The sequence below is a fragment of the Streptomyces sp. NPDC056580 genome, from assembly GCF_042793175.1.
In the GTDB taxonomy this organism is placed as follows: Bacteria; Actinomycetota; Actinomycetes; order Streptomycetales; family Streptomycetaceae; genus Streptomyces.
Genome location: NZ_JBHTVE010000017.1, coordinates 179,493 through 193,111, shown reverse-complemented (window position 1 = coordinate 193,111; position 13,619 = coordinate 179,493). Strand labels below are relative to the sequence as shown.

Annotated in this window: 13 protein-coding genes; 7 read left to right on the top strand and 6 right to left on the bottom strand. The window is 73.6% G+C overall.

The window, feature by feature from the left end; genetic code table 11:
• Window positions 1–85 precede the first annotated feature (85 nt).
• A complete protein-coding gene (locus ACFQ9Z_RS32630) occupies window positions 86–391 on the bottom strand; it encodes a hypothetical protein (RefSeq protein ID WP_383027817.1) in 306 nt (101 codons plus the stop codon).
• Window positions 392–564: 173 nt separating this feature from the next.
• On the opposite strand from ACFQ9Z_RS32630, the gene ACFQ9Z_RS32625 reads away from it, so the two are divergent.
• Window positions 565–930 carry a nuclear transport factor 2 family protein gene (locus ACFQ9Z_RS32625; RefSeq protein ID WP_383027814.1) on the top strand — a complete coding sequence of 122 codons (366 nt, stop codon included), beginning with the start codon at window positions 565–567 and terminating at the stop codon, window positions 928–930.
• On the top strand, window positions 918–1,151 hold the full coding sequence (locus ACFQ9Z_RS32620) for a hypothetical protein (RefSeq protein WP_383027809.1): 234 nt from the start codon (window positions 918–920) through the stop codon (window positions 1,149–1,151). Before ACFQ9Z_RS32625 ends, ACFQ9Z_RS32620 begins: the two co-directional genes overlap by 13 nt.
• A 177-nt stretch (window positions 1,152–1,328) precedes the next feature.
• On the opposite strand, the gene ACFQ9Z_RS32615 is transcribed toward ACFQ9Z_RS32620, so the two are convergent.
• Together ACFQ9Z_RS32615 and ACFQ9Z_RS32610 are read right to left on the bottom strand one after the other, a co-directional pair.
• Entirely contained in the window at window positions 1,329–2,351 is a 1,023-nt protein-coding gene (locus tag ACFQ9Z_RS32615) for a CU044_5270 family protein (protein ID WP_383027806.1), read from the bottom strand.
• A complete protein-coding gene (locus ACFQ9Z_RS32610) occupies window positions 2,344–2,907 on the bottom strand; it encodes an RNA polymerase sigma factor (protein ID WP_383027803.1) in 564 nt (187 codons plus the stop codon). The genes ACFQ9Z_RS32615 and ACFQ9Z_RS32610 overlap by 8 nt, the downstream gene beginning before the upstream one ends.
• Before the next feature lie 106 nt (window positions 2,908–3,013).
• Between ACFQ9Z_RS32610 and ctaD the strand changes: the two genes are divergently transcribed.
• From ctaD to ACFQ9Z_RS32595, 3 genes are all read left to right on the top strand, one after another.
• Window positions 3,014–4,639, top strand: a complete 1,626-nt coding sequence (gene ctaD / locus ACFQ9Z_RS32605; RefSeq protein WP_383027798.1) for a cytochrome c oxidase subunit I — start codon at window positions 3,014–3,016, stop codon at window positions 4,637–4,639.
• The gene (locus ACFQ9Z_RS32600; protein WP_383027794.1) at window positions 4,636–4,971 is read left to right on the top strand and encodes a hypothetical protein; all 336 of its coding nucleotides are present in this window, start codon (window positions 4,636–4,638) and stop codon (window positions 4,969–4,971) included. The genes ctaD and ACFQ9Z_RS32600 overlap by 4 nt, the downstream gene beginning before the upstream one ends.
• Window positions 4,972–5,052: 81 nt before the next feature.
• Window positions 5,053–6,582: an MFS transporter gene (locus tag ACFQ9Z_RS32595; protein WP_383027791.1), complete on the top strand. Its 1,530-nt coding sequence runs from the start codon at window positions 5,053–5,055 to the stop codon at window positions 6,580–6,582.
• 228 nt (window positions 6,583–6,810) lie between these two features.
• Here the strand turns inward: ACFQ9Z_RS32595 and ACFQ9Z_RS32590 are convergent, their stop codons facing one another.
• Window positions 6,811–7,836, bottom strand: coding sequence for an alcohol dehydrogenase (locus tag ACFQ9Z_RS32590; RefSeq protein WP_383027788.1), 1,026 nt, complete (start codon window positions 7,834–7,836; stop codon window positions 6,811–6,813).
• A 112-nt stretch (window positions 7,837–7,948) separates the two neighbouring features.
• Window positions 7,949–8,611 (bottom strand): TetR/AcrR family transcriptional regulator, encoded by a 663-nt coding sequence (locus tag ACFQ9Z_RS32585; protein WP_383027784.1) that lies wholly within the window; start codon window positions 8,609–8,611, stop codon window positions 7,949–7,951.
• Window positions 8,612–8,749: 138 nt separating this feature from the next.
• Between ACFQ9Z_RS32585 and ACFQ9Z_RS32580 the strand changes: the two genes are divergently transcribed.
• The gene (locus tag ACFQ9Z_RS32580; protein WP_383027781.1) at window positions 8,750–10,012 is read left to right on the top strand and encodes a YncE family protein; all 1,263 of its coding nucleotides are present in this window, start codon (window positions 8,750–8,752) and stop codon (window positions 10,010–10,012) included.
• Between the two features lie 79 nt (window positions 10,013–10,091).
• Here the strand turns inward: ACFQ9Z_RS32580 and ACFQ9Z_RS32575 are convergent, their stop codons facing one another.
• Window positions 10,092–12,062, bottom strand: coding sequence for a GTP-binding protein (locus ACFQ9Z_RS32575; RefSeq protein ID WP_383027777.1), 1,971 nt, complete (start codon window positions 12,060–12,062; stop codon window positions 10,092–10,094).
• 450 nt (window positions 12,063–12,512) lie between these two features.
• On the opposite strand from ACFQ9Z_RS32575, the gene ACFQ9Z_RS32570 reads away from it, so the two are divergent.
• Complete coding sequence (locus ACFQ9Z_RS32570) at window positions 12,513–13,619, top strand: XdhC family protein (protein WP_383027773.1); 1,107 nt, start codon at window positions 12,513–12,515, stop codon at window positions 13,617–13,619.

Sequence of the window (13,619 nt, the reverse complement as noted above, 5' to 3'; positions counted from 1 at the left end):
GCCACGACGGGAGGAGTGGATCTTTCGGTCCGGTGCTCCGGCCCGGGACCGTCGCCGGGCGAGACGGTCCCGGGCCGCGGGCGGTTCAGCCTTCGACGGGGGGCAGCAGCCCGGTCGTGGGCCCGACCAGATCGGTGATCCGGCCCAGTTGCCCGAGTCCCTCCGGTGAGGTGAGCCGGTTCAGCCCGCCCAGTTGCTCGGAGACGGCGGGGACCTGGTCCCGCTGCTCGGCGGGGAGCCCGGTGTCGGCGAGCGAGTCCAGCGCGGTGATCGGGTCGAGCCGGCCGCTCTCCGGTGCGCCGGTGCCGGCCGCGGCGGCCATGGGAGCGGCGAGGCCGACGACCCCGGCGGCGAGACCGACTGCGGTGGCGATGCGTCGTGTTGAGATCATGCCCTCAGCAACGGGACGGGGCCCCGGCCGGACACGGGCGCCGGACGCCGCTCACCCGTCAGGCGGACCACCCCGGCTGCGCTTGCCGACCCCGCCGGGGCGGAGGAGCCTCGGAGGTGGGCCCGCGCGGCCCCTTTCCCGCCGGGCCGCGGGCGCCTGAAGGAGGTCACACCATGGGCACCGCGACAGGCTCCAGCTTCGACACCGAGACACTGCGCCGTGGCATAGAGGGGAACACCGGGAACAACCTGCTGTCCCTCTACGCGGACGACGCGCAGATCCGCATCATCGACCGCAACACCCAGCCGAGCCACCCCAAGATCCTGCGCGGCCGGGGCGAGATAGCCGCGATGCTCGACGACGTCTACAGCCGCGACATGACGCACAAGCTGGACCGGTGCGTCGTCCAGGGCGACCACGCGGCCTACTGCGAGTCCTGCGAGTACGAGGACGGCACCCGTGTCCTCGCCGAGTCGATGATCACCCTGCAAGACGGAAAGATCGCCGAGCAGATCATGGTCCAGGCATGGGACGAGTAGGGAGGAAGACCGCGAGGGTCCAGGTCAGCTCGCGGCTGGCCTGGACCTTCTCGGCCCGGGCCGCACTGGGGCGGGCCCGCCCGCGACGATCCGCCCCGGTGTCCGCCGCGGGTGTGCACCTGTCCGCCGCCGTGGTCCGGTCGTTACTGCGGGCCGTGCGCCCGCACCCCCGCCCCGCGCTGCCCCGCGCGTCCCGGATCCGCGGGATCCGGCCCCGGTGAGCCGGGCCCGGTGAGCGGGGCCGCGGGCGGGGCACGGCGCCGCCCGCGAGGCGGTCCCGGGGCGCCGGTCACGCCGTGGGCGGACGGTGGCGGGCGGACGGGCCGGCCCGGCCGCCGCCCTGCGCGGGCGGACGTCGCGGTGGCCGCACCGGGGCCGCGCACACGGCCGGGAGGCGCTCAGCGCAGCCAGGCGCGGTAGGCCATGACGTCCCCGGCCCGCACGCCGTACCGGGGGTCGTCCTCGGTGAAGGTGTCCTCCATGCCGAGGACGGCACCGGTGCGCGGTTGCAGGATCAGCATGTGCCGGACGCCCTTGGTCTCGTACACGTAGGCGCGCCCGGGGCGGCCCAGGCGGTCGGTCACCTCGCCGGCCGGCCTGAGGCCCTCGGCGCGCGCGAGCACCCGGACGACGGCCGCCGACTCACGGGCGCCCAGGGTCCAGTTGTCGAGCAGTTCCGCGACCGCGTCGAGCAGTTCGGCCGTGCTCAGCGGCGCCTTGTCCCGGTCGGTCGGGGGACGGGCCACCTCGGTGAGGTAGGCGCGCAGGCCCGCCTCGGTGTGCGGCGGGGCCTTCTCGGGCGGGGCGTCGCTCCACATCGGCGGGTACGTGGTCCGGCTGATCACATGGCCGTCCGCCACCAGGTGCGGTTCGTCGCCCTCGTCGGTGAGGACGGGCCTGCCGGGCCGGTTCGGGTCCGTCGCCACCACCAGTTCGGTGTGGCTCGCGTCCGCCCGCCAGCGCACCACCCGCTCCTCGGGGAGGGTGACGGGCGGTTCGCCGTCGCTCATGCCGAGGCTCCAGGACTGCACGTGCGTGCCCTTGCGCAGACCCGGGCTGCCCGCCGCCGCGGCGGCGTCGGCGAGGGCGGCCATGTCCCCGAGCGGCACCGGCGCGGATCCGGCGCGGACGGTCAGCGGCCGCGGCGCGGCCACGGCCCGTGACGTGCCGGGCTCGCCGAGCACGGCGTTGACCGCGATCGCCAGGACGGCGGCGGTGGCGGCCAGGCTCCAGGCCAGCCGGGCGCGCCGGGTCCGGCCGGGGAACGCCGGGATCAGCCGGACACGGCGGCGTGGGCCGGGTTCCTCCAGCAGCCGCTGGAGCCGCTGCTCGGCCCGCCCGTCCAGCGGCCCGTCCGCGAAGCGGGGGCCGTCGCCCGGCACCGGGTCGGCGCGGCGCAGGAGTTCGAGTTCGTCAGCCATGTCGGTCGTCCTCGCGGGGGGTCGCGTCGGCGGGGGCGGGCACGGCCGCGACCGGGGGCCGCAGCCGGTCGATCTCGGTCCTGAGCCGGGTCCGGGCCCGGTGCAGCCGCATGGCCGCCGCCCGGCTGCCGCAGCCGAGGGCGACGGCGATCTCGTCGGCGCCGAGTTCCTCCCACGCCGCGAGGCGCAGCACCTCCTGATCCGCCGGGGACAGCCGGTCCAGGGCCTCGTGCACCCAGGCGCCGGGGGCCTCCGCGTCGGGGCCGGCGGCTATGTGCCTCGCGTGCGCGGCCTCGTCGTTGCCGACGCGGTCCACCAGGCGGCGCCGTCGCCCCTGGCCGCGTACCGCGTTCGCCAGGCAGTTGCGGGCCACCCCGTACAGCCAGGGCAGCGGCGCCGCGGGCAGGTCGGCACGGCGGCGCCAGGCGACCGTGAACACCTCCGCCACCACTTCCTCCACCTCGTCGGCCCGTCCCCGCAGTCGCCTCGCGACATAGCGGCTGACCGCCCAGTAGTGCTCGCGATAGGCAGCGGCGAAGATCTCGTCGTTGCTCATGTTCGGTTCGTGTCCGGCACCGCCCGGATCGTCACACCCTTCTTCCGTGATCCTTCTCGCGCCGTCCGAGTGTGACCGAGGGGCCGGCCGCCGACACAGGCGGGACGTGAAGAGGATCAGAGACATCAGGGCCGTGCGGTGGCTGACGACCACCGACCACAAGACGATCGGGACGCTGTACCTGGTCACCGCGTTCGCGTTCTTCCTGATCGGCGGCGTGATGGCGCTGCTGATGCGCGCCGAGCTGGCCCGTCCGGGCCTGCAGATCATGTCGAACGAGCAGTTCAACCAGGCGTTCACGATGCACGGCACGATCATGCTGCTGATGTTCGCGACGCCGCTGTTCGCCGGCTTCACGAACTGGATCATGCCGCTGCAGATCGGCGCGCCCGACGTGGCGTTCCCGCGGCTGAACATGTTCGCCTACTGGCTCTACCTGTTCGGCTCGACCATCGCGGTCGGCGGCTTCCTCACCCCGCAGGGCGCGGCCGACTTCGGCTGGTTCGCCTACAGCCCGCTGTCGGACGCGGTCCGCAGCCCGGGCCTGGGCGCCGACATGTGGATCATGGGTCTGGCCTTCTCCGGCTTCGGCACCATCCTCGGCGCGGTCAACTTCATCACCACGATCATCTGCATGCGCGCTCCGGGCATGACGATGTTCCGCATGCCGATCTTCGTGTGGAACGTGCTGCTGACCGCCGTGCTGGTCCTGCTGGCCTTCCCGCTCCTGGCGGCCGCGCTGTTCGCCCTGGAGGCGGACCGCAAATTCGGGGCGCACGTCTTCGACGCGACCAACGGCGGCGCACTGCTGTGGCAGCACCTCTTCTGGTTCTTCGGCCATCCAGAGGTGTACATCATCGCCCTGCCGTTCTTCGGCATCATCTCCGAGGTCATCCCGGTCTTCTCCCGCAAGCCGATGTTCGGCTACATGGGCCTGGTCGCGGCGACCATCGCGATCGCCGGTCTGTCCGTGACGGTGTGGGCGCACCACATGTACGTCACCGGCGGTGTGCTGCTGCCGTTCTTCTCCTTCATGACCTTCCTGATCGCGGTCCCGACCGGTGTGAAGTTCTTCAACTGGATCGGCACCATGTGGCGCGGCAGCCTCTCCTTCGAGACGCCGATGCTCTGGGTCATGGGCTTTCTGGTGACGTTCGTATTCGGCGGGCTGACCGGTGTCATGCTGGCCTCGCCGCCTCTGGACTTCCCGACCTCCGACACCTACTTCGTCGTCGCCCACTTCCACTACGTCATCTTCGGCACCGTCGTCTTCGCGATGTTCGCGGGCTTTCACTTCTGGTGGCCGAAGATGACCGGCAGGATGCTGGACGAGCGCCTGGGCAGGATCACCTTCTGGACGCTGTTCACCGGCTTCCACGGCACCTTCCTGGTCCAGCACTGGCTGGGCGTGAACGGAATGCAGCGCCGGATCCCGGACTACCTGGCGGTCGAGGGGCTCACCACGCTCAACACCGTGTCGAGCGTCTTCTCCTTCCTGCTCGGAGCGTCGATGCTGCCGTTCTTCTACAACCTGTGGAAGACGGCGAAATACGGCGAGCCGGTCGGTGTGGACGACCCGTGGGGCTACGGCCGTTCGCTGGAGTGGGCGACGTCCTGCCCGCCGCCGCGGCACAACTTCCTCACCCTGCCGCGGATCCGCAGCGAGTCCCCGGCGTTCGACCTGCACCATCCGGGCTTCACCGAGCGGGAACGGGAGCTGACCGCGCGATGAGCGGCGACCACGGCCGGACGCTCGTCCAGGAGATCGAGGGCCATCTGCTGCTGGCCGCCGCGCGCGAGGAGGGCCGTGCGGCGGCGGCCCGGCTGGCCGCCCGGCTGGGCTGGCTCACCGACACCCAGCGCGACGACCTGGAGCGGCAGTTCGAGGCGGAGTACCTGGCGCTGGCCCGCACCTCGTGGCGGCGCACCGCCCGGCGCGCCGAGGAGCTGCGGCTGGCGTACGAGAGCAGGTACCGGGCGCTGCGTCTGCGGCTGGCGGCCTGGACCGTCCTCGGGTGTGCCCTCGTGGCCGCGACGGGCCTGCTGGTCCTGGCGGCCGGTTAGGGCCTGAGGGCCGGCGCCCGTGCGCCGGCCATGTGTGCGGCGTGCCCGGCGGGGAACCTGTTTCGTCCGGGTTCGGGCGGGATGAGAGGAGCAGCCCCTGTGACAGTGTCGGCGACGGACGGTCGGGACCCGGGCACGCGGGACGCCGGGCGCGAGCCGGACCCGCGCCGGTGGCGGGCCCTGTGGGTGACTCTGGTGGCCGGCTTCATGAGCCTGCTCGACGTGACCATCGTGGCCGTCGCCCTGCCCACCATCCAGCGCGATCTGCACGCCTCCGCCGCGCAGGTGCAGTGGGTGGTCTCCGGTTACGCCCTCACCTTCGCCCTCGCCCTGGTCACCGCCGGGCGCCTGGGCGACGCCCTGGACCGGCGGCGCATCTTCCTGCTGGCGCTCGGCGGTTTCGTGGTCTTCAGCGCTGCCTGCGGCGCGGCCCCCGACATCACGCTGCTTGTGGTGGCCCGGCTGGCCCAGGGCCTGGCGGCGGGTTTCATGGCCCCGCAGAACTCCGCGCTCATCCAGCAGCTCTTCCGCGGCGCCGAACGCGGGCGCGCCTTCGGGCTCTTCGGCTCGATCGTCGGCATCTCCTCGGCCGTCGGGCCGATCACCGGGGGCGCCATCCTGGCCCTCGCCTCCGGCGCCCAGGGCTGGCGGTGGATCTTCTACGTCAACGTCCCCATCGGCATCCTCGCGGTCCTGCTCGGCCGCCGTCTGCTGCCCCGCACCCGGCGCTCCGGCCGGGGGCACGTGGACGTGCCCGGGACCCTGCTGCTGGGGCTCGGCGTGCTCTGCCTCATGTACCCGCTGGTGCAGGCGGACTCGGGCGGCATCGGGCAGCTCTGGTGGCTGTTCCCCGTCGGCGTCGCGGTCCTCGCCGTGTTCACCTGGTGGCAGCGGCGCCTGGTCGCCCGCGGCACGCAGCCACTGCTCGACCCGCGCCTGTTCACCACCGTGCGCGGCTACGCGGTCGGCGCCGGTGTGGGCACGCTGTACTTCATCGGCTTCAGCGGCGTCTGGCTGGTCTTCGCCCTCTTCTACCAGCACGGTCTGGGCTTCACCCCGCTGCGGTCCGGGCTGGCGGTGACCCCGTTCGCCGTCGGCTCCGCGATCACGGCCGTGGTCGCCGGCCGACTGGTGGAGCGGTTCGGCCGGCTGCTCACCGTGTGCGGTCTCACGGGCGTGATCCTCGGCCTCGGCGGCACCGCGCTGCTGCTGCGCTACGGGCCCGCCGACAGCGGCCCCTGGCTCGCCGCCCCGCTGCTGTTCCTCGGCGGTGTCGGCGGCGGCTTCGTCGTCTCCCCCAACATCACCATGACCCTGCGGGACGTGCCGGTGCGCATGGCGGGCGCGGCGGGCGGCGCCCTGCAGACCGGCCAGCGGCTCGGCGCGGCGGTGGGCACCGCCGCCCTGCCCGGGCTCTTCTACCTGGTGCTCGGCCGGAGCCAGGACTACCACGGCGCCCTCTTCGCCGCGCTGGGCGCCGCCCTCGTCGGCATGGCGGCCTCCCTCGCCCTCGCCACGTCCGACTGGCGTCGCGACCGGCGGACGGCCGGGCCGCGCCGCAAGTGCCCGGACGAGGTCGCCAACAGTCCGGTGAACGCCCGGCAGACCTGAGCGACCGGCAGAAGACCTGAGCGGCCCGAGCGGCCGGCAGACCCGAGCGGCCGGCAGACCCGAGCGGGCCGTCCGTGGCGCGCGGCGGCCGGGGCTCCGGGCCGCGCACGGCGCCGGCCGCACAGCCAGGGCAGCACAGCCAGGGCCGCGTTGCCGGGAGGGCGGGGCCGAGCCCGCGGCGGCGGGCCACACCGGCCGCGTCGCGCGCCCCCGGCGGCTGGGACGATGTCAGGCGGTGGTGAGCACCATGCGGAAGCGGGCCCGGCCGGAGAGCATCTTCTGGTAGGCCTCGTCCGCCTGCTCCAGCGGCACGCACTCGGTCATGGGGCGGATGCCGTGCAGGACGCTGAACGCCATGGTGTCCTCGACGTCCTTGGCGGTGCCGGAGGGGTGGCCGCGGATCACCCGGCCGCTCATCAGCAACTGGGCCGGGCTGATGCCCAGCGGCTCGGTGTCCGCCCCGATGACCACCAGCTCGCCGCGGGGCGCCAGACCCTCCACGGTGGCGGTGATGGCCGCGGAGTGACCGGCGGTGGCGAGCACGACCTTGGCTCCGCCGAGCGACTGCAGGGCCTCGGCGACCGGGGTGGCGGAGGTGCTGTCGACGTAGTGGTGGGCGCCGAGCCGCTTGGCGAAGTCGGCCTTCTCCGCGCCCCGGGCGATTCCCACGGTCTCGAAGCCCATGGCGGCCGCGTACTGCACCCCCAGGTGCCCGAGACCGCCGAGCCCCAGCACCGCGACCAGGTCGCCCGGCCGGGCGGAGCTGCGCCGCAGCCCGTTGTACGTGGTGACGCCCGCGCAGGCCATGGGCCCGGCGTCGCCCGCCGAGAGCCCGTCGGGGATCCGGGCCAGGGCGTCGACGGGCACGAGCACCTTGTCGCCGAAGCCTCCGTCGTAGGTCCACCCCGGGACCTGCAGGTTCTCGCACACGACGAAGTCGCCCTCGCGGCAGGGCACGCAGTGTCCGCAGCTGCCGCCGAACCAGCCGACGGCCACCCGGTCGCCTGCCTGCCACCCGCGGTCCTGCGTGCCCGCGCCCAGCTCCTCGATCCGCCCGGCGATCTCGTGCCCGGGCACGTCGGGGAACGTCACGCCGGGCAGTGCCCCACTCACGAAGAGGGCGTCACTGTGGCAGACCCCGCACGCCTCGACGGCGACCAGGACCTGTCCGGGCCCGGGGCGGGGCACCTCTCGCTCGACGAGTTCGAACGTGCCGTCCGGGACGGTCACCTGCGCGACTCGGTAGGTACTCATCTGCATCTCCGGAGAACGGGTACGACGGCCCCCCGCACCAGCAGACCAGCTGCGGCCCGATGCCGCGCGCCGAGCCCCGCGCACCACCGCGGGCCGGGGACCCGCGCCCCGCTCACCCCCGCCCGGCCCGCCAGCCCTCCGGGCGCAGGATGCCCATCAGCTGGCGGACCAGTTCGTCGACGACCTCGTCCAGCGTCGCGTCCACCCAGCCGGCGCTCCAGTCGTGCAGCAGGCCGTTCACGCTGCCGATGAAGGCGGTGGCCGCGAGCCGGTAGTCGCGCACCGCCGCCTCCCCGCGGGCCACGGCCGCGTCGGCCTCCGCGCGGATCAGACCGACCCAGCGGGCCCGGCGGGCGAGCCGCTGCTCCTCCAGCCGGGCGCTGACGCCGATGATCTCCACGAAGGCGATGCGGATGCGGCGCGGGTCGGAGGTGACGTCGCGGGCGTAGGCGCGGAACAGCACGGCGACCCGCTCGGCCAGCGGCAGGCCCTCGGCCGCCGCGAGCGCGTCCAGCACGGCCCGCTCGGCCCAGGCGTTGACCTCCAGGTGCAGGGCGGCGAGGACGTCCTCCAGGGTGCGGAACTCCTCGTAGAACTGGCGGGTGGACAGGCCCGCGGCCTGGCTGAGCGCGGCCACCGTGGTCCCCCGGTAGCCCGGTGCGTCGCCGAACAGCCGCAGCGCGGCGTCCAGGAAGCGGCGGCGCCGCTCGGCCTGCCGCTCTTCGGCGGACCTGCCGCCGTAACGGCCCGTCGGCGCCCTGAGCCTGCCCGTCACGCTGCCCCCTCCCGGTCCCACCACTCCCCCAATCTTGTCGTGCACGCATCTTGTCGAGAAGGCCGACCCTTCCTTACTTTTCAGTAAGTTCACAGTGAAAGCGCCCGTGTTCAGATTCCCCGAGGAAAGAGAGCAGTCATGCCTGCCTCCAGAACCAGGCACCTTTGCTCCATGGCCGCCGCCCTCGCGCTGACCCTCGCCGGCCCGGCGTCCGCCGCCTGCGCCGCCACCGCTTCCGCCTCGGACGCCCCCGGCCTGCGGGAGGTGCTGTTCGTCGGCAACAACTGGGACGGCACCGCCGATGTGATCAAGTCCTCCGGCGACTTCGCGAGGATCGGCCGCGTCGACGTCGTGCCGGACAGGGCCCAGCGGATGGCGGAGATCAACGCGGACCCGATCAGGTGGATCTACTTCCAGGCCATCCGCAACAGCGTCGGCGAGGGCCACGACCAGTTCGCCGACGACATGTACTCCACCCCGGACGGCCGCTCGGTCGTGGTCTCCCGCCCGAGCTTCGCGGACGTCGTCTCCATCGACCTGGCCACCGGGAAGGTCAACTGGCGCTTCCCCGTGTCCGGTTACCGGGCCGACCACATGGTGGTCTCGCCGGACGGCACCCGCGTCGCGGTGTCCGCCTCGACCGCGAACACCGTGCACGTGCTGGACATCGAGACCGGCAGGCAGCTCGGCTCGTTCGCGACCGGCGACAAGCCGCACGAGAACATCTTCACCAGGGACGGCAAGTACATCTGGAACATGTCCATCGGCGACGTCAACACCGCCCTCGACGACCCGGTATGGGACTGGACGAAGGGCGACCGGCACATCACGGTCGTGGACGCGACGACCTTCAAGCAGGTCAAGGTGATCGACATGCGTCAGCGGCTGGACGCGTACGGGCTGAAGGACTTCTCCGACGCCGTGCGGCCCGCCGTGTTCTCCCCCGACGAGTCGAAGCTGTACTTCCAGGTCTCGTTCTTCAACGGCTTCCTGGAGTACGACGTGGCCGCCGACAAGATCACCCGGATGAAGACCCTGCCGAAGAACCCGGCGACCAGCGCGGACCGCACCACCTGGGTCAACGACTCGCGCCACCACGGTCTTTCGATGAACCCCGCGGGCACCAAGCTCTGCGTGGCGGGCACGATGGACGACTACGCCACGGTGGTCGACCGGGCCACCCTCCAGGAGGGTCCGCTGGTCACCGCGTCCAAGCCGTACTGGGCCACGGTCAGCGGCGACGGCAAGGACTGCGTGGTCTCCGAGTCCGGCGCCGACCAGGTCACCGCGATCGACTTCGCCACCGGCCGGAAGGTGACGTCGGTGCCGGTCGGCGACCATCCGCAGCGCGTCCGCCTGGGGCACGTCCAGGACGGCTGGACCGGCCCGGCCGGAGGCTGAGCGGCGCACGGCCTCCCCGGGGCGCCCCTGCCCCCGGGAGGCCGTGCCACGCCGGCGGGGACTCCGGGACGGGACGGCCTCAGTCGCCCACCCTGCGCGTCGTGCGCAGCAGGTACTCCTTCCGGTCGAGCGGGTTGTGGTCGGTGCGCGGGCGTTCGGGCACCGGAGGGCGGGTGACCGGCGCGTAGTGGTCGAAGGCGGTCTCCAGCTCGCCCTCGCCGCGGGTGAGCCCGGGCAGCCGCTGCTCCAGTTGGTGCACCCGCGCGGCCGGCACCGCTCCCCGGAGCACACAGACCCCGCCGTCCGCCCCGGTGTCCTCCGGTACGGCGCGCAGCCGGGCCAGCACCGGCAGCAGGGCGCCCAGGGCGTCGGCGGGGGCCGTGAGGCGGAAGCGGTGCATCGGCTCGTGCACCACCGTGCCCGCCCGGCGCAGCGCCTCGGCCAGGACCAGCGGGGTCAGCCCGCGGAAGTCGTACCCGGTGCTGGACATGCTCTTGTCGAAGCCCTGGTGGGCGTGGCTCTGCCGGGGCGAGTAGCCGCAGTGGGTCAGGGTGACCGTGCAGTCGGGCACCTGCCAGCCGCGCAGCCCCTGGCGGAGCGTCTCGCGGACCGTGTCCTCCACGGCCTTGAAGAAGGCGTACGGCATGGAGCCCAGCTCGACCTCCAGCCGGAACTCGACGCCCGCGCCGGGCGGGGCGGGGTCGGCCCGCAGGCCGACGGTGGCGAGGAAGGGATTGGCGTCCTTCTTGTTGAACTCGACCGCGTGGCCGGTGCCGACGAGCCGTTCGACGTACAGGGTGGTGCTCTCCCGGAAGGTGACGTCCAGCCCGTACTCCTCGGCGAGCGTGGCCTGGACCACCTCCTTCTGCACCTCGCCGTAGAGGGAGACGGAGGTCTCCCCGCGCACCTCGTCGTGGCGGACGCCGATCAGCGGGTCCTGTTCGGCGAGCTGGGTGAGCGCGAGGTGCAGCGAGCGCCGGTCGGCGTGGGGGCCCGGCACGACGACGGTCTCCAGGGTCGGCGGCGCGAAGTGGTGCTCCTGCGCCCGTCCGGGCGCGCCGAGCGCGTCCCCGATCCGGACGCCGCCGAGCCCCCACACCCGGGCGATCCGGCCCGCCGCGACACCGTCCTGCCGGGTGTCGGCGCCCCGGTCGAAGACGGTGAGCGCGGTGACCCGGCCCTCCTCGCGGCCGGCGCCGACGGGGACGCGGTCGCGCACGCGCAGGGTGCCGGAGAAGAGCCGGGCGTAGGCGATCTTCTCCCCCGCGGGTCCCCGCTCGACCTTGAACACGGTGCCGGAGAGCGGGCCGTCCGGGTCGCCGCCGGCCGGGGGCAGCAGCCGCTCGATGCCCTCGATCAGCTCCGGGACCCCGGCTCCCGTGACGGCGGAGCCGAAGTAGACCGGATGGACCAGGGCCCGCCGGGTCTGCCGGGCCAGTGCCGCGCGCAGCCGCCGCCGGGTGGCCCGGCCGTCGACGTACGCCGACAGCAGGGCGTCGTCGTGGTCGGCGAGGACGTCGAGCGCCGACTCGCCGAGGCCCGGGACGAAGCGGGCGGCGGGGGTGCCGGATGCGGCGGCCGTCCCCATGGCGACCAGCGGTACGGCGAGCCTGTGGGCCATCTCGTCGAGCACGGCGGGGCAGCGGGCGCCGCGCCGGTCGATCTTGTTGACGAGGACGAGGGTGGGGATGCGTAGCCGGCGCAGGGTCCGCATCAGCACCCTGGTCTGCGCCTGGACGCCCTCGACGGCCGAGACGACCAGGACGGCGCCGTCCAGCACGCCGAGCACCCGTTCCACCTCGGCGATGAAGTCGGGGTGGCCTGGGGTGTCGATGAGGTTGACGGTCACCGTGTCGAGCGGGAACGACACGACGGCCGACTTGATGGTGATGCCGCGCCGGCGTTCCAGCGCGAGGGTGTCGGTGCGGGTGCTGCCGGCGTCGACGCTGCCGATCTCGTCGGTCACGCCGGCCGCGTGCAGCAGCCGTTCGGTCAGGCTGGTCTTACCGGCGTCGACATGGGCCAGGATCCCGAGGTTGAGCGAGTGCACGAAGCGTCATGTCCTTGGGTGAGAGGGGCGTTCCTTCCTGCGGGGACATGAACGGTGTGCGCATGATCGCTCCTGGTTCCGGTCGGGGACTCGACCGGTGCAGTGCACCAGGGCCGGTCCCGCCACGGCAATGGATTAATGCTCAACTAAACCCCCGCCGCAGCACTCGCCGGGTCACGACCGCCGCCTTAGAGTGATCTGCGTCATGCCATTTGGGAGGATTTCAACCTGTTTCACCCTTGCCCGCACGGTCTGGAGGGCGTATGCCAAGTCGGCGCAGGACGCGACCGCCACGCCCGGGGACCGGCGCCCCGGGCGGGCGGTGCCGGCGGTGCTGACCGCCGCCGGAACGGGGTGGGCGCCGATCACCCGGATGGGCGGCCCCGAACAGGTGCGGGGCCGCCTGGCGGAGGGCCGCGGACGGCCGGGCCCGGGTGAAGGGAGCGGAAGGTGCGTGAGATCCTCCCGGCACTGGAGCGCTGGTACCGGGCGGGGGTGCCGTTCGGGCTCGCCACGGTCGTCGCCGTCAGCCGCAGCGCGCCGCGCGGCCCCGGCGCCGCGATGGCCGTCGGGCCGGACGACGAGGTCCTGGGCAGTGTGTCCGGGGGCTGTGTGGAAGGTGCGGTGTTCGAACTCGCCCAGGAGGTCGCGGCGAGCGGCGCGGCGCGGCTGGTGACCTACGGGTACAGCGACGAGGACGCGTTCGCCGTCGGGCTCACCTGCGGCGGCGAGATCACCCTGCTGGTGCGGCCGGTGACGCCCGGCTCGGACCCGGCGTTCGGCCGGGTCGCGGCGTCCGTCGCCGCGGGCGAGCCGGTGACCGTGGCCACCGTGGTCGACGGGCCCGCCCCGCGCGGGGCCGCCCGCGCGGTCTGGCCGGACGCTGCCGAGGGCACCCTGGGCGCGGCCGGGCTCGACCTGGCGGTCACCGCCGACGCCCGCGGTGAACTCGCCCTCGGCGCCTCGGGGCTGCGGCACTACGGGCCGCACGGGGAGCGCCGGGAGGACTCCGTCACGGTGTTCCTGCAGTCGTTCGCGCCGCCGCCGCGCATGCTGGTCTTCGGCGCTATCGACTACGCGGCGGCCGTGGCGCGGATCGGCTCCTTCCTCGGCTACCGGGTCACCGTCTGCGACGCCCGACCGGTCTTCGCCACGCCGGAGCGGTTCCCGGAGGGTGTGGAGGTCGTCGCCGACTGGCCGCACCGGTATCTGGCCGCCACCGGCACCGACCGGCGCACGGTCATCTGCGTGCTCACCCACGACCCCAAGTTCGATGTGCCGCTGCTGGAGGAGGCGCTGCGCCGGCCGGCCGCGTACATCGGGGCGATGGGCAGCCGCCGTACCCACGACGAGCGGCGCGAACGGCTGGCCGAGGCCGGGGTCACGGAGGCCGAGCTGGCCCGGCTGCGCTCGCCGCTCGGGCTCGATCTCGGGGCCCGGACGCCCGAGGAGGTGGCGGTATCCGTCGCCGCCGAGATCGTCGCCCTGCGCTGGGGCGGCAGCGGCGCTCCACTGACCTCGACCGCCGGGGCCATCCATCCGGCCGCCGCCCCCTGA